At 53.2% G+C, this 18,470-nt stretch carries 18 protein-coding genes and 2 riboswitches; of the genes, 13 read left to right on the forward strand and 5 right to left on the reverse strand.

Annotated elements, in window-relative coordinates:
• Positions 1–13 precede the first annotated feature (13 nt).
• From ACTID9_RS12315 to ACTID9_RS12350, 8 genes are all read left to right on the forward strand, one after another.
• Complete coding sequence (locus ACTID9_RS12315) at positions 14–1,921, forward strand: hypothetical protein (RefSeq protein WP_441071535.1); 1,908 nt, start codon at positions 14–16, stop codon at positions 1,919–1,921.
• Positions 1,922–2,030: 109 nt separating this feature from the next.
• Positions 2,031–2,486, forward strand: coding sequence for a YlbF family regulator (locus ACTID9_RS12320; protein ID WP_441072563.1), 456 nt, complete (start codon positions 2,031–2,033; stop codon positions 2,484–2,486).
• A gap of 211 nt (positions 2,487–2,697) precedes the next feature.
• Complete coding sequence (locus ACTID9_RS12325; protein ID WP_122921563.1) at positions 2,698–3,072, forward strand: YlbG family protein; 375 nt, start codon at positions 2,698–2,700, stop codon at positions 3,070–3,072.
• Positions 3,073–3,176: 104 nt separating this feature from the next.
• Complete coding sequence (locus ACTID9_RS12330) at positions 3,177–3,935, forward strand: 5-oxoprolinase subunit PxpA (protein WP_441071536.1); 759 nt, start codon at positions 3,177–3,179, stop codon at positions 3,933–3,935.
• Between the two features lie 93 nt (positions 3,936–4,028).
• Positions 4,029–5,876: a stalk domain-containing protein gene (locus ACTID9_RS12335; protein WP_441071537.1), complete on the forward strand. Its 1,848-nt coding sequence runs from the start codon at positions 4,029–4,031 to the stop codon at positions 5,874–5,876.
• A gap of 18 nt (positions 5,877–5,894) precedes the next feature.
• Complete coding sequence (locus tag ACTID9_RS12340) at positions 5,895–6,416, forward strand: shikimate kinase (RefSeq protein WP_441071538.1); 522 nt, start codon at positions 5,895–5,897, stop codon at positions 6,414–6,416.
• A 39-nt stretch (positions 6,417–6,455) separates the two neighbouring features.
• On the forward strand, positions 6,456–6,623 hold the full coding sequence (locus tag ACTID9_RS12345; protein WP_441071539.1) for a YqzE family protein: 168 nt from the start codon (positions 6,456–6,458) through the stop codon (positions 6,621–6,623).
• A gap of 23 nt (positions 6,624–6,646) precedes the next feature.
• Positions 6,647–6,901, forward strand: coding sequence for a YkuS family protein (locus ACTID9_RS12350; protein WP_441071540.1), 255 nt, complete (start codon positions 6,647–6,649; stop codon positions 6,899–6,901).
• A gap of 28 nt (positions 6,902–6,929) precedes the next feature.
• On the opposite strand, the gene ACTID9_RS12355 is transcribed toward ACTID9_RS12350, so the two are convergent.
• The 3 genes from ACTID9_RS12355 to ACTID9_RS12365 form a co-directional block, all read right to left on the reverse strand.
• On the reverse strand, positions 6,930–7,802 hold the full coding sequence (locus ACTID9_RS12355; RefSeq protein ID WP_441071541.1) for a hypothetical protein: 873 nt from the start codon (positions 7,800–7,802) through the stop codon (positions 6,930–6,932).
• A gap of 119 nt (positions 7,803–7,921) precedes the next feature.
• Positions 7,922–9,016: a YqhG family protein gene (locus tag ACTID9_RS12360; RefSeq protein WP_441071542.1), complete on the reverse strand. Its 1,095-nt coding sequence runs from the start codon at positions 9,014–9,016 to the stop codon at positions 7,922–7,924.
• 24 nt (positions 9,017–9,040) lie between these two features.
• Complete coding sequence (locus ACTID9_RS12365; protein ID WP_441071543.1) at positions 9,041–10,741, reverse strand: DEAD/DEAH box helicase; 1,701 nt, start codon at positions 10,739–10,741, stop codon at positions 9,041–9,043.
• Between the two features lie 225 nt (positions 10,742–10,966).
• Positions 10,967–11,059, forward strand: a riboswitch (glycine riboswitch).
• Positions 11,060–11,148, forward strand: a riboswitch (glycine riboswitch).
• Positions 11,149–11,322: 174 nt separating this feature from the next.
• Here ACTID9_RS12365 and gcvT point away from each other — a divergent pair.
• The 4 genes from gcvT to ACTID9_RS12385 all read left to right on the forward strand — a co-directional run bounded on the left by gcvT (position 11,323) and on the right by ACTID9_RS12385 (position 16,201).
• Positions 11,323–12,423, forward strand: coding sequence for a glycine cleavage system aminomethyltransferase GcvT (gcvT, locus tag ACTID9_RS12370; RefSeq protein WP_441071544.1), 1,101 nt, complete (start codon positions 11,323–11,325; stop codon positions 12,421–12,423).
• Between the two features lie 14 nt (positions 12,424–12,437).
• Positions 12,438–13,793: an aminomethyl-transferring glycine dehydrogenase subunit GcvPA gene (gene gcvPA / locus ACTID9_RS12375; protein ID WP_441071545.1), complete on the forward strand. Its 1,356-nt coding sequence runs from the start codon at positions 12,438–12,440 to the stop codon at positions 13,791–13,793.
• Positions 13,786–15,249: an aminomethyl-transferring glycine dehydrogenase subunit GcvPB gene (gcvPB, locus tag ACTID9_RS12380; protein WP_441071546.1), complete on the forward strand. Its 1,464-nt coding sequence runs from the start codon at positions 13,786–13,788 to the stop codon at positions 15,247–15,249. Before gcvPA ends, gcvPB begins: the two co-directional genes overlap by 8 nt.
• Before the next feature lie 121 nt (positions 15,250–15,370).
• The gene (locus ACTID9_RS12385) at positions 15,371–16,201 is read left to right on the forward strand and encodes a lipoate--protein ligase family protein (protein ID WP_441071547.1); all 831 of its coding nucleotides are present in this window, start codon (positions 15,371–15,373) and stop codon (positions 16,199–16,201) included.
• A gap of 196 nt (positions 16,202–16,397) precedes the next feature.
• Here the strand turns inward: ACTID9_RS12385 and ACTID9_RS12390 are convergent, their stop codons facing one another.
• Positions 16,398–16,952 carry a helix-turn-helix domain-containing protein gene (locus ACTID9_RS12390; RefSeq protein ID WP_441071548.1) on the reverse strand — a complete coding sequence of 185 codons (555 nt, stop codon included), beginning with the start codon at positions 16,950–16,952 and terminating at the stop codon, positions 16,398–16,400.
• Between the two features lie 110 nt (positions 16,953–17,062).
• Between ACTID9_RS12390 and ACTID9_RS12395 the strand changes: the two genes are divergently transcribed.
• Complete coding sequence (locus ACTID9_RS12395; RefSeq protein ID WP_441071549.1) at positions 17,063–17,647, forward strand: LysE family translocator; 585 nt, start codon at positions 17,063–17,065, stop codon at positions 17,645–17,647.
• Positions 17,648–17,725: 78 nt separating this feature from the next.
• Here the strand turns inward: ACTID9_RS12395 and ACTID9_RS12400 are convergent, their stop codons facing one another.
• On the reverse strand, positions 17,726–18,229 hold the full coding sequence (locus ACTID9_RS12400; protein WP_441071550.1) for a DinB family protein: 504 nt from the start codon (positions 18,227–18,229) through the stop codon (positions 17,726–17,728).
• Between the last annotated feature and the right edge of the window lie 241 nt (positions 18,230–18,470).

The following is an 18,470-nucleotide window of genomic DNA, read 5'->3' on the forward strand; positions in this document are numbered from 1 at the left end:
AGGTGAGTAATCGATGCGACTGCAAGCAGGCTTTTCCTTGCTGTCAGAAGCGACCAAGCAGTCGATCTTGGCCGAGCAAAACCAAATGGTAACCCGGGCGAAAGCGTCAAACGATCCGACGGAACGGTTGGCTGACCCCGATTTTATAACGAGTCTGTGGGAACGGCTGTCCCGTAAAGAAAAAGAGGCCGCCATGCTTTTTTTGCAGAAAGCGCCACAAGGCTTTTTGAAAAAGCGCGATTGGGACCAGCTGACAAAGGCAGGAAGCGCCACTTGGCTCGCTGCGTTGACCAGGCTGCGCAGGTTAGGCATGATCGTCACAGTGCGCAAGCTTTGGAGCGAGATCGGCTATATCATGCCGCACGAAGTGCGTGAGTCGCTGCATCGTGTCGCATATGCCGATGTAGAAAATAGTCGTAATGACATCTTGACGAAATCACTATCTTATTATATACCGGCTGGCCGTGGAATTCATCTGGATATGTTTGCCCTGCTTGCTCATATTTACAATGAAGAGCTGCTGCTGACAAAAAAGGGCACGATACATGCGCGGTTGCTTCCCAAGCTGACAAGCCTGCTTTCCCTGCAGGATATTCATACAGACCGATGGCTCCAGTCATTGCTGCCTGATGCAAAAAACCATCCGCCATACCCGTCTCAACTCGCCTTTCTTCTGGACTTAGGGATGCGCCTTGGCTTCCTTGAATCAGACGGCTCGCGCTTGTCGATCGTTCGCGAGCGTGCCGATTCCTGGCTTGCACTGCCTCATGCCGAGCAGGTAGGCGGACTTTTGCAAGCGGTTGTCGATACGTATTTGCCGCCAGAGCCATGGCTCGCTGCTGTTCATTTTGAATTGTCAAAGGATGAGAAAGCGGGCTGGAACCGGGCAAGCGAATTGCTGGAACGGCTTCGCCAAAGCGGGTATGCGCTGCCGGACGATGCGATGCAGCAGCTTTGCGATCGCTGGCTGCATCCGCTGCTTGGGATGGGCTACATCCAGCTGGGCAGCGATCCGGAAGGGGACCTTTATGTCAAATGGAATCCGATCGATTCGCATACAGCGCACCCGGGCTGGTACATGGAGCCGACAGGAGACGTATTGATCCCCTCGCTTGCTCCATTGTCCTTGCTGTGGGAGCTGTCGCGGTTTGCCGACCTGTCTTTTGAAGGCGGGTTGGTCAAAGGAACGCTGTCCATGGGCAAAATCCAGGGTGTGCTGGCTCGCGGGGGGCAAGAGAGCGAAATCTTGCAGTTTTTGCAGAAGCACTGTTTTCATCCGCTACCACCCTCGGTGCAGGATCAGCTCGATCAATGGGCGAGAGGGGCGAAGCAAATTCGTCTGGAACCGGTCATCTGCGTTCGCACCGCCGACCGGCGCGTTTTGGCCGAGCTGATGGAGCTGCCTTCGCTGGCGCCGTTTTTAACCGAGCGGATTTCCGATACGGCATTTTTGATCCAGCCCAAGCAAGAAGGCGAGCTTTTGCGTTTGCTGAAGGAATACGGGTACCAGCCGACCGGTGGGGGCGTGCTTGCTCCTGCCGAGCCGAGCGGCCAACAAGGGGCGAAAAGCCAGCTGCAATCCGGTCTGTTCGATATTCGTCCCAGCTGGCACGAGTACCACATCGAAAACGTGTTTCCCGATTATAAAGAAGCGATTCCGCAGCTCGCGCAAATTCCCAAGCTGTGGACGCAGCACTACCAGTCGTACCATGCAACCACGCTCCGCGATTTGCTGCAGCGGGCGCGCGAGCTGGAGCTGCCGATCCTGATCGAGACGCGTGATGGCGAGCTGGAGGGGATTGTGCAAAACGTCCAGGTGGAAAACGGCTACTGGTGGGTGACGATGCTGGTAGGCAAAAAACTGCATCGCCACCCGATCGATGCGATTGCGCGGGCGCGGATTCTCCTCCCGCAGCTGTAGAAAGTGTAAGCGACCTGTGAATTTTCTTGGAAATGCCACCAAGATAGGGCGGTTCATGATACAATACTAGGTGAATAATGAACTTTGAAAGGGGTGTGGGCATCGGATGATTGAAGCGATGGAATCCGTTGATATGGCTCAATTGATTATTGAAGCGTCCGACTTGTCGGCTATGATCAACCAATCGTTGGAAGTGGAAACCTATCTGCAGGCCAAATCCGCATTGGATCAAGATCCCGAATACCGTCGGCTGCTGCCTGCCTTCACCAAAAAGAAAACGGAATACGAAGAAGTGCAGCGCTTTGGCAAATACCATCCGGATTTTTCCCGGGTATCGGCCGAAATGCGCGAGCTGAAGCGTTCCGTCGAGATGCTCGATACCGTGCAAGCGTTCAAGCGGGCGGAAAACGACCTTGATGAACTGCTTTACCATGTCGGCCGGACGATCGCAGATGCCGTATCCGACACGATCAAGGTGCCGAGCAACAATCCGTTTCTCGAAGCGAAAGCGAGCGGCTGCGGTACAGGCGGCAGCTGCGGATGCAGTACCAAGAAAAAGAAGTAGCGGCAGCGCCGCTTTGCCCGACATAGAGCCACGTGAAGCCATGCCAGTTAACGCGCCATCCGCACCGCCCGTTCAGGCGGGAGCGGATGGCAGGGATACATAAACAATCGTATGAATTGGAAAATGGCGCCAAAGGACCTGTCAAAGATGTCCTCTCCTTTGATACAATGGTGGCAAAACGATTATGAACGGATTGGAGAAGAAGATACGCATGGAAAGCAATCGCGAAAAGCGCCTCGGCCTCGCCGTCTGGATCAAGAATCCAAGGGTAGCCAAACATTTACGTAAATTCGGCTCGATCCATTACGTTTCCAAACGTCTGAATTACGTTTCGATGTATGTAGGGGCTGATGTCTTTGAGAATACGGTCCGACAAATGGAAAAACTGCCGTTTGTCACCCGGATCGAGCGTTCCCATCGGCATGAAATTCCGACAACCTATAACAACGCAAAGCCGGATAAGGCGAAGGAATTCGATTATCATCTGGAGAAAACACAGCTGATCGCTTTGACGGAAATGATGTTGGGCGAACCCGTTCATGAGAACAGAGACAAGAGCGAAAGCGTGCACATGCAGCCTTCCTGACGACCATCCAGGCTACCCCACATGAAAGGGTAGTTTCTTTATATAGCCAAACGGATTGTGAAGGCGCTTACGAATTTATTTTAGATGAGAAAGAGGAGATGAGTATGGTAAGCATCGATATCAATTGCGACATGGAAGAAGCATTGCGCTTTGATCGCTTGACCGAGCAGGAGGAGATTTTGAATTACTTGACCTCCATCAATATTCCGTGCGGGTTCCATGCAGGCAATCCGCACACCATCAGTCGCATTCTGGAAATTGCCATGAATCATCAAATCAACGTGGGGGCGCATCCCGGTTATCCGGACCCGCAGTCGTTTGGCCGCCGCTCGATGAATCTTTCGATGAAGGAAGCGTATGAGATCGTCTTGTACCAGGTTGCAGCCGTGGAAGGAATGGCCCGGGCGCTCGGGGGCGAACTGAACCATGTGAAGCTGCACGGCGCGTTTTATATGGAGGCTGCGGAGCGGCCGGATTTGTCGGAAGCGGTGGTGCGGGCAATCATGGACATCAATGAAGATTTGATTCTGTACGCGTTTTCCGGCAGCTCGCTCGTGCAGGTTGCCTTGGAGCACGGCTTGCAGGTCGCGGAAGAGGTGTTTGCCGATCGCGTCTATTTGCCGAACGGGCGACTCGCGCCCCGTGAAATGGAAGGAAGCGTCCTGCTCAAGCAAGAGGATATTTTCAAGCAGGCGACCCAGCTGATCCTGGAGCAACAGGTGCAGACCATCGATGGCGGAACGATTGAAGTGGCGGCGGATACGCTCTGCATCTACCGCGAAAATGTCAATACGATTTCGTTTTTGCGCGACCTGCATCTGTGGGCACATGAAAATGACGTGGCGATCGAACCGATCCGGTAACATGCCAGAAAAACATCACTCGCTCTATTCACCTTGCCAAGCATTTGTTACAATGGAAAGATTATTGCCATTGTCAGGAGACGTACATAGAAGATGAAAGCGATGCATAAAACCAGCTTGCTGATTTGTCTGACGATCCTGGTACTCTTTTCTTCCGTGGGTATCGTGGTAAAATGGCCGTTGATCAGCCAATGGTTACCGCTCGGCAGCAAAGCAGCGCAAACAATGCCGACAGGCGCCGACCCATTTGCGGTTGTGCCGCCTGTCCCTTCTTATGTCAAGAATCTTCATCCGGTTTACACGATTCATGCGTCACTGGATGAAAACCAGGCCAGGATCGATGGGCAAATCCAGCTCGCGTTTGACAACCCGAAAACGCCGCAGGTGGTGCTCTACTTATTTGATTACACCTGGAATCCGATGGTCATCAAGTCGGTCACGGCAGACAATCGGCCGCTGTCCTTTGAGCGAAAAGGCGGAACGGTGTCGTTTGCCAACCCGTTTGCCAAAAAAGATCGCGCCGTGCTGAACATTCAGTTCCAGACGCCGGTACCGCGAGGCGAGTCCCGTTTCGGCGTGAAGGATTCGATCTGGACGCTGTCCAACTGGTTTCCGATGCTCGGCGCAATGGATCAGCAAAACCGCTGGTACGAGCCGCCGACCCGCATTGGCTACGGCGATCCGTTCATTTACCATTATGCCGATTACGAGGTGTACTTTACTTCGCCTGAATCATACCGCTGGGTAACGTCATGGGGCCAAGGCACAGCGAAAAAATTGCCGCAAAACCGCCAAGAGATTCATTACAGCGCCAAACAGCTGATCAATTTCTGCCTGGTCGGCAGTCCGAACTACAAAATCGAGACGATCTCCTTTGCGCCAGGCTTAACCGTCGACATCGCTTCGGTTGATCCGGCAGACATCCAGCGGATCAAAGCGATTGCGCAATCCGTCTATCCGGTTTATATCGACAAGTTCGGTCCGCTGCCTTATCCGCACGTCGCGATCGCAGAGACGGCCGAGCATACGGTGTTCGCGATGGAGTATGCGAATATGGCCATCTTTAAAAAGGATTTGTATTGGAACAACATGGTAGACCATTGGCTTCCGCACGAAATCGCCCACATGTGGTGGTACAACAGCGTCGCCACGATGGAAGCCGCTTACGGCTGGGTGGATGAAGGCATGGTGGAGGCAAGCGTCTACTACTACAAGCAAAAACGGTACGGACAAGCTGCCGCCGATGAAGTTTTGCAGGGCTATGCAAACGACGTGGACAAGCTGAAACAGCGCTATCCATACGGCAAACTTGCGAAACGGCTTAACCAGTTTGAAACCAATGACGAATTTCTTTGGACATGGTATTCAAAAGGGGCCATGCTGTACCACCATTTGCGGCAAGCGATCGGGGACGATGCATTCCTGGCGTTTTTGAAAAAAGTACAGCAAACGTACCATGGTTCGATCATCGGGCCGGAGCATCTCGATTGGGCGCTTGGGGAAGTGCTGGGCGGTGACGTGCATTATTTCGTTCCGAATGTGCAGCAGGTGAACAGTGTCGGCTTTGTGCCTCCGCGGATTGAGTATTACTATCATACCGTGCTCAACGGGGTCAGCTATTATCCGACAAGCCCGGTGCGGGAGCGCAACGGAACGATCTACCTGCCCATGCGGGAAATTATGGAGAAATTCGGCTATCTCGTCAGCTACGACGAAGCGAAAGGGAAAATTACGCTTGTAGCAGGCCGAACGGAAGTCGAGCTGCAGAAAAACTCGCCAAAAGCGGTCGTAAATGGACGCACCGTCGCGATGCAAAAGCCGCTGCAGGAAATCGCCAACAAAACGATGGTGCCTGTCAGTTTGTTCGACAACGTGCTCGGCTACGAGGTGAGCATTGACGCCAAGACGAAAACGGTGCGCATAACCGTGCCGCTCAAGTAAAGAATAAGGGGGAACGCCATGCAGACGATCATTTTAATCGGGTTTATGGGAACAGGAAAAACGACGGTCGGACGCGCGCTGGCGGAAAAGCTGGGGATGACTCAGGTCGATATGGATGCGTCCATCGAACAGCGGGAAGGATGCACGATCGCAGACTTGTTCCGCGAAAAAGGAGAAGCGTATTTTCGCGACGTGGAAAGCGAGGTGCTCGCCGAGCTGCTCCAGCAAGACAAGCTGGTGATCACGACGGGCGGAGGCGTCGTTCTGCGACCGGCAAACCGGGAGCTGATGGCCCAAAGCGGGCTGGTCATCGCTTTGGACGCGACAGAGGAAGAGATCGTCAAGCGCGTGAAACATGATCCGGACCGTCCGCTGTTGGCAGGCGATCCCGCGGAACGGGTGCGCACGTTGAAGAAGGAGCGCGCGGGTCTGTATCAGTTCGCTCCGATTCAAATCGACACCACCGGCAAATCGGTAGAAGCGATTCTCGCGGAGATTTCGGACCAGATGGTTACGAATCGGCTTTCTTGGGGAAACTGACAGGTGTAGATCAGTGTCCTTCGACGAGGAGGCGGTACCATGTCGTTTCAAGAGTACCTCAAGTATTTGACCAAGCTGTTTGTCCAATACGTGGAAACACCGCAAGCGGAGCGCAAAAAACCAGCTCTTGTGCGTGAAACCTGGTCTTCCCGGTGGTTTGGCGTAATCCCGATGGCGATCAAAATGATTTTTATGCGCGGCCGATAAGACAGTCATCCAGGAGGTAGAGCATGCCGAAAGTTGCTGTGGAACAATCGCTGAGCCATATTAGCAAAATGCTGCGAGAGAACGGATACGATGTCGTGCAATTGGGCAACTGGCAGCAGACGGTTGACGCCGTTGTGATTACGGGCCAGGACCTAAACGTATTGGGTGATGAAAGCAAAACAATCACGGGCGCGCCGGTGATCAGCGCCGAAGGTTTGAGCGCGAATGAAGTGTTTCATGAAGTGAACAAGCGGTTGGCGCCGACCGAACACCGATAGCCGGGGAGAGGATCCCCGGCTGTTTTTTTTACTCCGATTCGTTGAATTGCCCGACTTTTTCGACATAGGCGGCCGGGAGGAAACGCAATCCTTGGTCCCAAACCCCGACATACGTGATATTGTTCCCCCAGAGATGAACCGCGCCCACCGTATAGGGGGCGAGCACCTTCCCGTCGTATTGTGAAGTGGTCAGCACGATGCGTTCGCTTTCATCTTTTTCAAGCAGCTGTGAAGCCGTCCTATCATAATTCCGCTCCGACTCCTGACGCGTCAGCCAGTCGATTCGGGCAAATGGGTCGATTTCGTCGGAAGACAGCTGAAAATACTTGCTCTCCAACAGAATCGGCTTTTCGCTGATCAGATCGTCCGTCTGAAGCGAGGTAAAAATCGCGGCAGAATCGACAAAGCCTGGAGGATAATGCTCCCCCGTCATGGCGTTGGCGCTCTGTGGCTGTTTCTCGTCGCCTGTAAATTCCCAGCGGGAGGACAACCCGTCGTAGACAGCGAGCGCATCGTCAGCGGGCGCCTGTGCCGGATCAAAAAGAGTATATTCCCCAAGCCCGTATTCCAGCAAGGCAAAATGCGGCTCATCCGATTTCCCGGGAACCTCGCCGACCACCAGATACCCGACAGGACGGTTCGCTTTTGTCAGGTGGACGAGCCATTGGCGCATTCCGGAACCTAACGTCTCCATCGTTGTATGCGCACGCCCCCAATCGGCGAAAGCAGGGTCTTTTTCGCCGAGTTCATGAATCCAGTCGGAAACCTGTTTGTCCATCAGCTGGCTCCAGTTATGGGATGGTTCCGCTTTTGCGGGAAGTGGCGAGTGAAAGTTGGCATAAACGATCATGCACACGAGCAGCATGCATGGTAAGAAGCGGCTTCGACGAATCTTGATCAACGATCAGGCACCTCCTGGCAAGATTTCACCGTTTTTTCTTATTTTAACTTCTGGGGAAAGCGCAATTTGTTACTAATTGTCAGTGGCTTTCCCACTTTTTCTCGTGATCTTTCTACAGCCTACTGGTGGAACGGGGGCTGATTTTGTAGATAAAAAATACCGCCATTGATAAAAGTCAGCTCGATTCGTGGCTCATATTGCCACTTCAGCTCGGCGATGCGCCGTTCTTTTTCTTCCGTTGGCGAACTGGCCTGCCAATCCTCCTGCACGATGGCCTCTTTCGGCGTCTCCTGAATGCCGTTCATGCGCAAAAAGTCGAGGATGCGCATAGGGCCGGCCGGAACGGCAGGTTCTGTCGCAGATGCCGGAGAGCTTGGAGAGCGCTCTTGGTTCAGCGAAATGTCATTTGCTTGCCCGCCGCTTGCCACCGGCTGCTGCTCTTCCTCGCTCACAAACGGTTCCACATCCGCGCTTGCCTCCTCATCATCTTCCGACTCGTCCTCCCGTACTTTTTCGGAAAGCGAATCATAGTACGCCTCCAAAATCTCGATTTCTTCCTGCAATCGTTCGCGCGCCTTTTCCGCCCAGCTGGCATCGTGCGCGGCCACAATCCGCTCTGTCTCCTGTTTCATCAGTATTACCGCATCATCCAGCGATAAACGTCGATCGAGCGTAAAATGATAGTCGGGAATGCTGGGGGAGAGGGTGAGACGCTTCAAAAACGGGTAAAAATCGTGCACGAGCCGCGGTTGGTGCAGATTAACGCCGAAATAGCAGAGCACATCCTTCTTCTTGTCGCAGATGAACGATAGTTTTACGTTAAGCCCCAGCCAAGGGACGAGCGGGACGGAGCGTTTGCCGCGAAGGGGGGAGGCCATGCTCTGCAAAAACGGCGTTTGCTCGTACATGCAAACGAAGCGGCCATGGTTGCGGGCAGACTGGAAGATTTGGGCCAGCCGCGCCGAGCCAAAATGAAGCGGTTCCCCGCGCAACCCTTGGGGAACCTGGTCATTGAAAAAGAAGGTGAGCGTAAGCGGCTGGTAAGGCAAATTCATTTTCTCCACCCATGTCCAATAAAACGGCCTGTTGCCAATATCTTTGTCGACCTCCACGGGGAGCGTCACACTGAGATAGTCGGGATGCGACTCCATCACGTGTGTGGCGAATGCCTGAAAGTAACGCTCGATATACCGACGAACCGCTGTCTGTTCCATGCAGCGCACAGCCTCCTACAAAGATTATGATAAAGCCAGATCTGCCGCCGGCTGGCCCTGGTTCTGGCCCCGCAACGTGCGGATCACATGTCCGATGTTGTCCATTTTCAGCGCCATCTCTTTTTCCGAGCGAGAGTCCATGATGATGTCGATCAGATTTTTTTCCAGCGAGTCATTCAAGGCCATGCGCGTGACGATTGCATCCAGTTCGCCGATCACCATTTCGAACAAGTCGATTTTTTCATAGAGCAGGTTGAGAATATGTTCCTCGATGGTGCCTGTCGTCGACAAATTGTAGATGTGGACATCGCGCTGCTGGCCCAGCCGGTGCACGCGTCCGATGCGCTGTTCGACACGCATCGGGTTCCACGGCATGTCGTAGTTGATAATCTGGTTGCAAAACTGCAGGTTGATCCCCTCGCCGCCGGCTTCCGTCGCGATCAGCACTTGTGCCCGGTTTTGGAACAGATCGGTCATCCAGTCTTTTTTCGACCGTTTGAAGCCGCCGCGGAACGGGACGGACGTGACGCCATGCTCGCTCAAATACTTTTGCAAATAATTTTGCGTCGCCCGGTATTCCGTGAAGATGATGACTTTATCGTTGATTTCCTTGAGCAGCTCGATCGTTTTGGCTGCCTTGGAATGCGTCTCGATCCGTTTGATCATCTCGACAAGCGCAAGAATTTGCGCCCGCTCGGGAGATTCTTCTGGCAAGCGTTGGTGCATATTGTATAACGTCATGAAAGCCGCTTCGCGGCTGGAACAGACCTCGCGCTGCAGCGTGATCAAGGCGAGCGAATTGAAGCGCCCGAGTCCTTGGTGATAATGCTCGCGCACGAAATCGGTCACGCCTTGGTACAACTCCGCTTCCTGCGGTGACAGCTGGATCGGAACCGACTGCACGCGGCGCGGGGTAAACTGGATGCCGCCGTCGCTGCGCTTGTTGCGGATCATGACTTTCTCCATTTCGCCGCGCAGCTTCTCGCTGTTTTTGGCCTGCCGCTTGCCCTCGACATAATTGGACGCGAATGAGCCGGTATGACCAAGGTGGCCCGGCTTGAGCAGCGTGACCAGGTTGAACAGCTCATCCATCTCGTTTTGCACGGGCGTGGCGGTCAGGAGCAGGCTGTATTTTTTCTTGATTTCCTTGACGAACTGATAGTTGCGCGTCCGCTTGTTTTTCAGCTTGTGCGCCTCGTCGATGATCAGCATGTCGTAGTCGATCGAGAGTACATGCTGGCGGTGTGGCGCGCGCTTGGCCGTATCGATGGAAGCGACGACGACATCGTACTGCCGCCACATGTATTCCTTTTTTTGCGCCACAGCCGGTATCCCGAACTTTTGGTTCAGCTCTTTCGTCCATTGGATGACCAGTGAGGCAGGGACCAGGATCAAGATTTTTTTCGCCAGCCCGCGAACCATGTATTCTTTCATGATCAGACCGGCCTCGATCGTTTTGCCGAGGCCCACCTCGTCGGCCAGGATCGCTCTGCCATGCATTTCGTTAAGCACGCGGTTCGCTGCCGCCAGCTGATGGGGAAACGGCTTCAAGTTCGGGAGATATTTCAGGCACTGCAGCTGGTCAAAGCTCTCGACGGCGAGCGCTTCCTCGGCTTCCAGGGCAAGCTGAAACAGCTCCCATTTGTTCCAGGGGCCGTCCTCACGCAGCAATTGGTGAAACGGCTCGGTCCAGGACAGGTCAAATGATACGGGAATATTCGGCATGTCATTACCTCCAGCCGAGATTATCTCGAAAATTTCTGTTGAAATGAACAAAACACAAACGTTATAATCAATAACGAGAAGAATGTTAAGGTTTTGTTCGCTTGTTTTGAAAAATCTATTTTCAAGTCAGGCGATAAATGGTAGGATAATCTTGTTAGCGCGATTCGTACTTCTAGTATGGGATTTGCCGGGAAAGTTATGTATCAATTCAATATGGAAAGGCGAATGATGGTAGCAGGGAGAGACCGCTTCAGTGCGGCGCCGAAGGAGCAAGCCGGAAACGGTGAATCTCTCAGGCAAAAGTACCTTTACCGGACGCATCTCTGGAGAGAGCTTTTAGGGCCACCAAAGGGGAAACTCACCGCCATGTGAGGTAACTCTCAGGTAAAAAGGACAGAGAAGGAAGAGTAGGGAATTCAGCAGGTCTATTCTGTTGTTCCCTGGTCTTCTTTCCCTGTCTTTTCTTTTGGCAAAAACGGTGGTACGAATCGGCGCGCAGGCGAAAAATAGTCGGGTACACGATGCTGTGAAGGCTGAAGGTTTTCGCTTGACAAGATGGATGATCATAGGAGGAGATGTGGATGTCGGATTTGAAACGCACCCCGCTGTACCCGGTGTACGCGAAGTATGGAGCCAAGACCATCGATTTTGGCGGGTGGGATTTGCCTGTGCAATTTTCCAGCATCAGCGCCGAGCATGAAGCGGTGCGGACGAAAGCAGGTTTGTTCGATGTATCGCACATGGGCGAGGTCGACGTAAAAGGAAGCGGAGCGCTTACTTACTTGCAGCGCTTGACGACAAACGACGTCTCCAAGCTAGCGGCTGGCCAGGCGCAATACGGCGCCATGTGCTATCCGGACGGCGGTACGGTCGACGACCTGCTGGTGTACAAATACGCGGATGACCATTACTTGCTGGTGATCAATGCAGGCAACATCGACAAAGACTTCGCCTGGATGCAGGAGAACCTCACTGAAAACGTGGAGATCGAAAACATTTCCCCGCAGGTGGCGCAGCTTGCGATCCAGGGACCTCTTGCTGAACAAATTTTGCAAAAATTGACTTCCTATGATCTGTCGCAAATCGGCGTGTTCAAATTCGCCCGTGACGTTGAAGTGGACGGCATCGCCGCTCTCGTATCGCGCACCGGCTATACCGGCGAAGACGGCTTTGAAATTTACGTGCCGAGCGGGCATGCCGTGCAGCTGTGGGATAAACTGCTCGAGGTTGGTAAAGAAGACGGGTTGCTGCCGTGCGGTTTGGGCGCGCGTGATACCTTGCGTTTTGAAGCCAGGCTGCCTCTTTATGGGCAAGAGCTGTCGAAAGACATCACACCGATCGAAGCGGGAATCGGTTTCGCTGTCAAAGTCGACAAAGAGGTTCCTTGCATCGGCCATGACGTGCTGAAAGAGCAAAAAACGAAAGGCGCGCCGCGCAAGCTGGTCGGCATCGAAATGATCGACCGCGGCATCCCGCGCACCCATTATCCGGTGTTCATCGGCGATGAGCAAATCGGGGAAGTCACGACCGGTACACAATCGCCTACACTGAAAAAGAACGTCGGCCTCGCGCTGCTCAAAGCCGAGCATGCGGCGATCGGCACGGAAGTTGACGTGGAAATCCGCGGCAAGCGCCTCAAAGCGCAAATTGTCGCTTCACCTTTCTACAAACGGAGCAAATAAGGAGGAAGCCCTGAGTGAAACACCGTTACCTGCCACAAACGGATCAAGATAAACGCGAAATGATGGAAACGCTCGGCATCAAAAGCTATGAGGAGCTGTTTTCCGATATCCCGGCCGAGGTGCGCCTGAATCGCGGCCTGAACGTGTCGGAAGCATTGTCTGAAACAGAACTGGTTGCCTACTTCCAGGGACTCGCCAAGAAAAACGCAAACTTCTCCACCCATGCAAGCTTTCTCGGTGCAGGCGTCTACCAGCACTATGCGCCAACCGTCGTGAACCACATGCTTTTGCGCGGCGAATTTTTCACCGCTTATACACCGTACCAGCCGGAAATCAGCCAAGGTGAACTGCAGGCCATTTTTGAATTCCAGACGATGGTTTGCGAATTGACCGGCATGGAAGTGGCCAACTCCTCCATGTACGATGGCGCGACCTCGCTTGCCGAAGCGGCGATGATGGCTGCAGGGCACACAAATAAACCGCGCGTGGTGGTTTCTGGTGCGGTACATCCGGAGTCTCGCGAGGTGCTCGCTACTTATGCAAAAGGCCAAAGCGTAGAGCTGCAGGAAACCGGTTATTCGGCAGAAGGCTTGACGGATCTGGTTCAACTGGAAGCGGCGATCACGGAAGGAACAGGCGCTGTTATCGTGCAGTATCCGAACTTTTTCGGCCATGTCGAGGATCTGAAAGCGATCGAACAGATCGTGCACGGCAAAGGCGCGCTTTTGATCGTGTCCTCCAATCCTGTTGCACTGGGCGTGCTTGAAGCTCCGGGCAAACTGGGCGCAGACATTGTGGTAGGGGATATGCAGCCATTTGGCATCCCGGCTTCCTACGGCGGTCCACACTGTGGATACTTTGCCACAACTTCCAAGCTGATGCGCAAAATGCCGGGCCGTATCGTTGGCCAAACAAAAGATGAGGAAGGCAAACGCGGCTTCGTGCTGACGCTGCAAGCGCGCGAACAGCATATTCGCCGTGAAAAAGCGACCTCCAACATTTGCTCCAACCAGGCGCTGCTGGCGTTGGCAGCATCGATCACGCTCTCGGCACTCGGCAAGGTCGGCGTGCAGGAGATGGCGATGATGAACCTGCAAAAATCGCATTACGCCAAACAGGCGCTGACTAACGCAAAGGGCGTGGAAGCGGTATTCAACGCGCCATTCTTCAATGAATTCGTCATCAAGCTGACAAAGCCGGTAGCAGACGTCAACAAAGCGCTGCTCGCTGCGGGAATTATCGGCGGCTATGACCTCGGCAAGGCTTATCCGGAATTGGCTGGACATATGCTGGTCGCTGTCACAGAGCTGCGCACCAAACAAGAAATCGATGCTTTCGCGCAAGAACTGGAGGCGATTCTCAGTGCGTAATGACAAACAGAAAGAACTGATTTTTGAAATGAACAAGCCGGGTCGCATCGGTTACAGCCTGCCTGCGCTGGATGTGCCAGAGGTGGACGTGGCGAGCTTGCTGCCTGCACACCTGATCCGCGAAACGCCTGCGGCTCTGCCGGAAGTATCGGAGTTGCAAGTGGTGCGCCACTATACCGAACTGTCCCGCCGCAATCACGGGATCGACAACGGATTTTATCCGCTCGGCTCTTGCACGATGAAGTACAACCCGAAAATCAATGAAGATATCGCACGCATTCCAGGCTTCGCCCAAACCCACCCGTACCAGGCTGACGAGTCGGTGCAAGGCGTGCTGGAAGTGCTCTACAATCTGCAAAACGACCTCGCGGATATTACCGGAATGGATGCGGTTACGCTGCAGCCAGCTGCAGGTGCAGCAGGCGAGTGGACCGGTCTGATGATGATCCGCGCCTACCATGAAAGCCGCGGCGAAAACCGCACAAAAGTAATCGTGCCGAACTCCGCACACGGAACCAACCCGGCTTCCGCGACCATCGCAGGTCTGGAAACCGTAACAATCCCGTCGGATGAGCGCGGTCTGGTTGACATCGAGGCGCTGCGCGCTGCTGTCGGTCCTGACACAGCGGCATTGATGCTGACCAATCCGAACACACTGGGCCTGTTTGAGGAAAACATCGTGGAGATGGCGACCATCGTGCACGAAGCCGGCGGCCTGCTCTATTACGATGGTGCGAACGCCAATGCGATTCTCGGGATCGCACGCCCTGGCGACATGGGCTTTGACGTCGTTCACTTGAATTTGCACAAAACATTTACCGGCCCGCATGGCGGTGGCGGACCAGGTGCAGGTCCGGTCGGTGTGAAAAAGATTTTGGAACCGTTCCTGCCAGCGCCGATCGCGGCAAAACGCGAAGACGGCACGTTCTACATGGAAACCGACCGCCCGCAATCGATGGGCCGTGTCAAAGGCTACAACGGCAACTTCGGTATCCTGCTGCGCGCATACAGCTACATCCGCAGCATGGGCGGCGAAGGGCTGCTGCAAGTTTCGCAAAATGCCGTGCTGAACGCCAACTACATGATGCGCCGTCTTTCCGAAGCGTATGAACTGCCATACGATCGCGTGTGCAAACACGAATTCGTCCTGTCCGGCAGCCGTCAGAAGAAGCTCGGCGTGCGTACGCTGGACATCGCGAAGCGCCTGCTCGATTTCGGCTACCATCCGCCAACGATCTACTTCCCGTTGATCGTCGACGAGTGCTTGATGATCGAGCCAACCGAAACCGAAAGCAAAGAGACGCTCGATGAATTCATCGATGTCATGCTGCAGATTGCGCGCGAATGCGAAGAAACGCCGGAAATCGTCCAGGAAGCGCCGCACACCACCGTGGTCAAACGTCTGGATGAAGCGACCGCTGCACGGAAGCCGGTTCTGCGTTACCAACCCGAATAAGAGAAAAGAGGGCTGTCACCGCTAAGGGCAGCTCTCTTTTACATACCGAATCATTGCATCGAAGGCACCAAGCGGCGTACAATGGACAAGCAAACGTGTGATAGAGGAGAGGAACGATAGCATGGAACAATGGCGATATGTATTGACAGAGCCGATGTCGCCCGCGATGAACATGGCAGTGGACGAGGCGATTCTGGTCGCGCACAGCGAAGGCAAAGTGCCGCCAACGGTTCGGTTTTATACATGGGACCCGGCAACCTTGTCGATCGGTTATTTTCAAAAAGCGGAGAAAGAGATCAACTTTGACGCGGTGAGAGCCAACAATCTCGGCTTCGTCCGCAGAGCGACAGGCGGACGCGCGGTTTTGCACGATGCCGAACTGACGTACAGCGTCATCGTTTCCGAAGACCATCCCAAAATGCCGTCAAGCGTCACGGAAGCGTACAAAATCATCAGCCTGGGGCTGCTGCACGGCTTTCAGCAGCTGGGGCTCAAAGCGGAAATGGTGTCGCTCGCATCGGAAGAAGAAAAAGAGAAATACAGCTCTCCAGGTTCTTCCGCCTGTTTTGACTCTCCTTCCTGGTATGAGCTGGTCGTCGAAGGGAAAAAAGTGGCTGGCAGCGCACAAACCAGGCAAAAGGGCGTGATTTTGCAGCATGGCTCCATTTTGATCGATATGGATGTCGATCTGCTGTTTTCGCTGCTCAACTTCCCGTCGGACCGCGTGCGGGAGAGAATGATGGAAAGCTTCCGCCAAAAAGCAGTGACGATCAACGAGGTGAGCGGGCGCCACATTTCGCTGGCAGAAGCGATTGAAGCATTCCATATCGGTTTTGCGACAGGGCTTGGCGTACAGCTGGTGACGGAACCTTTGACACGCGAGGAAACCGAAATGGCCCGCGAGCTGGCGCGTACCCGCTACGGAACGGACGAATGGAATTTGCGTCGTTAAGTAATAGAAGGGAAGGGCGGCGACGGTCATGGTTGGCCGGAGGGCACGCTCTTTTTTGTATAGATAAGAATTTATAAAATTCTTATCCAGTATAAGTGCAACCGCGGCTTAAGCCAAAATGCATGGCGTAGCCAGGTTTTCTAACAAGACCTGAATCATTCCCATGGTGGAAGTTCAGGTCTTTTTACCATTGGCGTTACTCCGGATAGTGAATGACCATGCTAATCCGCGCATCGGAATCGCCTGAATTGTGATAAACATGCGGTCGGTCTGCTTTGAAGCGAATGGACTCGCCGCTTTTCACCGTATACTCCTCTTGATTGACCCGGACCGTCAGCTCTCCCGCAAAAACGGTAAGGAACTCCTCCGTTCCCTCGCTATGCGCATCGGCGCTCAAATAGCCGCCCTTATCGATCTCCACAGCATACATTTCGAAACGCCTGCTTTCATCAAAAGGAAAAAACGGATAGATGCGGTAGCGACCGTTGTCTTCAAGCAGCGGGTGAATGTCTTGCTGTGTCACAAGCAATGTATCCGGCTGAGGTTGATTGATGAGGGAAGTGAAGGAAACCTTCAAGCCGGTGGCGATTTTCCATACCGTGTTGATGGTTGGGTTCGATTCTCCACGCTCGATTTGACCCAGCATCGTTTTGCTAACGCCGGTCATTTCCGCAACCTTGTCCAAGCTCAGCTTTTTTTCCGCTCGCAGCGTTTTCAAGTTTTCTGCAAGCACGATATTGATCGTATCCAAAGAAACGCACCTCCTATTGTGCTTTATAACGACCGTAATGTATAATCATAACGATCGTACGTTAAAAAGAACGTTTTGATCATTATAACACACAAAAGGGGTTGTTTCACATGCAATGGGTACCGTTTTTGCTGTATGTATTCGTCACATCATTCACGCCGGGACCAAACAACATCATGTCAATGGTGTATGCGACCAAACATGGCTACCGAAAGACGCTCGCTTTCATCATGGGAGTAGCAGCGGGAACTGGGATCATTTCGCTTGCAAGCTGTTACTTCAATCTTGCACTCTATCGATTCATACCCACGGTCAAGCTGTGGATGAGCATATTTGGAGCACTTTACATGATTTATCTGGCGATCGTCATCTTGTACAAAAAGCCAGGAGGGAAAAAGAATGATCAGGAAAGCGGCAGCTCTTTTTTATCAGGCTTCATGCTGCAGTTCATCAACCCGAAAGTGATTTTGTACGCGATAACGGTCATTTCGACCTTTGTTATCCCTTATACGGAGTCAAGCACTAGCCTTGTCCTCTTCGCGCTTTTTCTCGGGTTCATCGGTTTTGTATCGACCTCCAGCTGGGCCTTATTTGGCGCAATGTTTCAAACCTTCCTTGCCAAGCATGATCGGCTGTTTTCAATCGCGATGGCGCTGTTGCTCTTATACAGTGCCGCACTGCTGTTCATGGAGTGAAAATAGGAAACGTAAAAAAGGGGGGACGTGAGGGCATAACAGAGCTGGCAGGGATAGCCAGCTCCTTTTTGCATCATTCTAATTCGCATACCAATACAACGCATACTCCGTCATGGTCGATGGGTGGCCCAATTGGCGCAGCATCGCCGTAATGTTGCCGCGGTGATACGTCGCGTGATTGACGACCTGCAGCACGATTTGCGCATAACTCGTCTCGCGGATGCCTGCATAAGGGTTGTCAACCACGATCGTCGCATCCATATTTTCATGCGCTGCAAAAAACTCACGGTATTTTTCTGCGGATTGCGAGAAAAGGTGCTTCAAATCAGCGATGCTTGCCTTCGCGATTTCTTCTTTTACAAGGTTCGAATGTTCGAGCGCTTCCCTCATGCTGGTGCCATTCATAATCTCAAGCCAGCATTGATCGGTGACATAAATGTGCGGCATCACGGACGAGATCGTCGGGAAGACGCTTGTCAGCTCCTGCTCATACATGCCCGCAGGCAGTTCCTGTAAATGGCTAAGCATTTTGAGATTGGCCCAAGTATGAAAGTCGAACATTTCGATCGCAGCATGTTTCAAAGGAATGACCTCCCTGATTTGATTTTCCGGAGCAAGGTTCGCTTCTGTTATCAGCGTAGCACGAGTCCGCTGACAAAAGCTGTCAGTGAAAAAAACGATGAAAAAAGTCCTCACAACAAAACGATGATGTGGAGGACTTCCGATGGAGAATCTTCAATTGTCAATCCCTCGGGCAAACAATAAATTTCGACAAAACACAATATATAGTGTTCAAATTCGCGAAAAAGTCAAAATATAAACT

Origin of the sequence: Brevibacillus fluminis, assembly GCF_052072235.1 — a bacterium.
GTDB classification, from domain to species: Bacteria; Bacillota; Bacilli; order Brevibacillales; family Brevibacillaceae; genus Brevibacillus_D; species Brevibacillus_D fluminis_A.

What these genes read in the sequence shown, in the direction of transcription:
- ACTID9_RS12315 (WP_441071535.1), top strand. Translation starts at nt 14, where the DNA reads ATGCGACTGCAAGCAGGCTTTTCCTTGCTGTCAGAAGCGACCAAGCAG.
- ACTID9_RS12325 (WP_122921563.1), top strand. Translation starts at nt 2,698, where the DNA reads ATGGAAAGCAATCGCGAAAAGCGCCTCGGCCTCGCCGTCTGGATCAAG.
- ACTID9_RS12330 (WP_441071536.1), top strand. Translation starts at nt 3,177, where the DNA reads ATGGTAAGCATCGATATCAATTGCGACATGGAAGAAGCATTGCGCTTT.
- ACTID9_RS12335 (WP_441071537.1), top strand. Translation starts at nt 4,029, where the DNA reads ATGAAAGCGATGCATAAAACCAGCTTGCTGATTTGTCTGACGATCCTG.
- ACTID9_RS12340 (WP_441071538.1), top strand. Translation starts at nt 5,895, where the DNA reads ATGCAGACGATCATTTTAATCGGGTTTATGGGAACAGGAAAAACGACG.
- ACTID9_RS12345 (WP_441071539.1), top strand. Translation starts at nt 6,456, where the DNA reads ATGTCGTTTCAAGAGTACCTCAAGTATTTGACCAAGCTGTTTGTCCAA.
- ACTID9_RS12350 (WP_441071540.1), top strand. Translation starts at nt 6,647, where the DNA reads ATGCCGAAAGTTGCTGTGGAACAATCGCTGAGCCATATTAGCAAAATG.
- ACTID9_RS12360 (WP_441071542.1), bottom strand. Translation starts at nt 9,016, where the DNA reads ATGGAACAGACAGCGGTTCGTCGGTATATCGAGCGTTACTTTCAGGCA.
- ACTID9_RS12365 (WP_441071543.1), bottom strand. Translation starts at nt 10,741, where the DNA reads ATGCCGAATATTCCCGTATCATTTGACCTGTCCTGGACCGAGCCGTTT.
- gcvT (WP_441071544.1), top strand. Translation starts at nt 11,323, where the DNA reads ATGTCGGATTTGAAACGCACCCCGCTGTACCCGGTGTACGCGAAGTAT.
- ACTID9_RS12385 (WP_441071547.1), top strand. Translation starts at nt 15,371, where the DNA reads ATGGAACAATGGCGATATGTATTGACAGAGCCGATGTCGCCCGCGATG.
- ACTID9_RS12395 (WP_441071549.1), top strand. Translation starts at nt 17,063, where the DNA reads ATGCAATGGGTACCGTTTTTGCTGTATGTATTCGTCACATCATTCACG.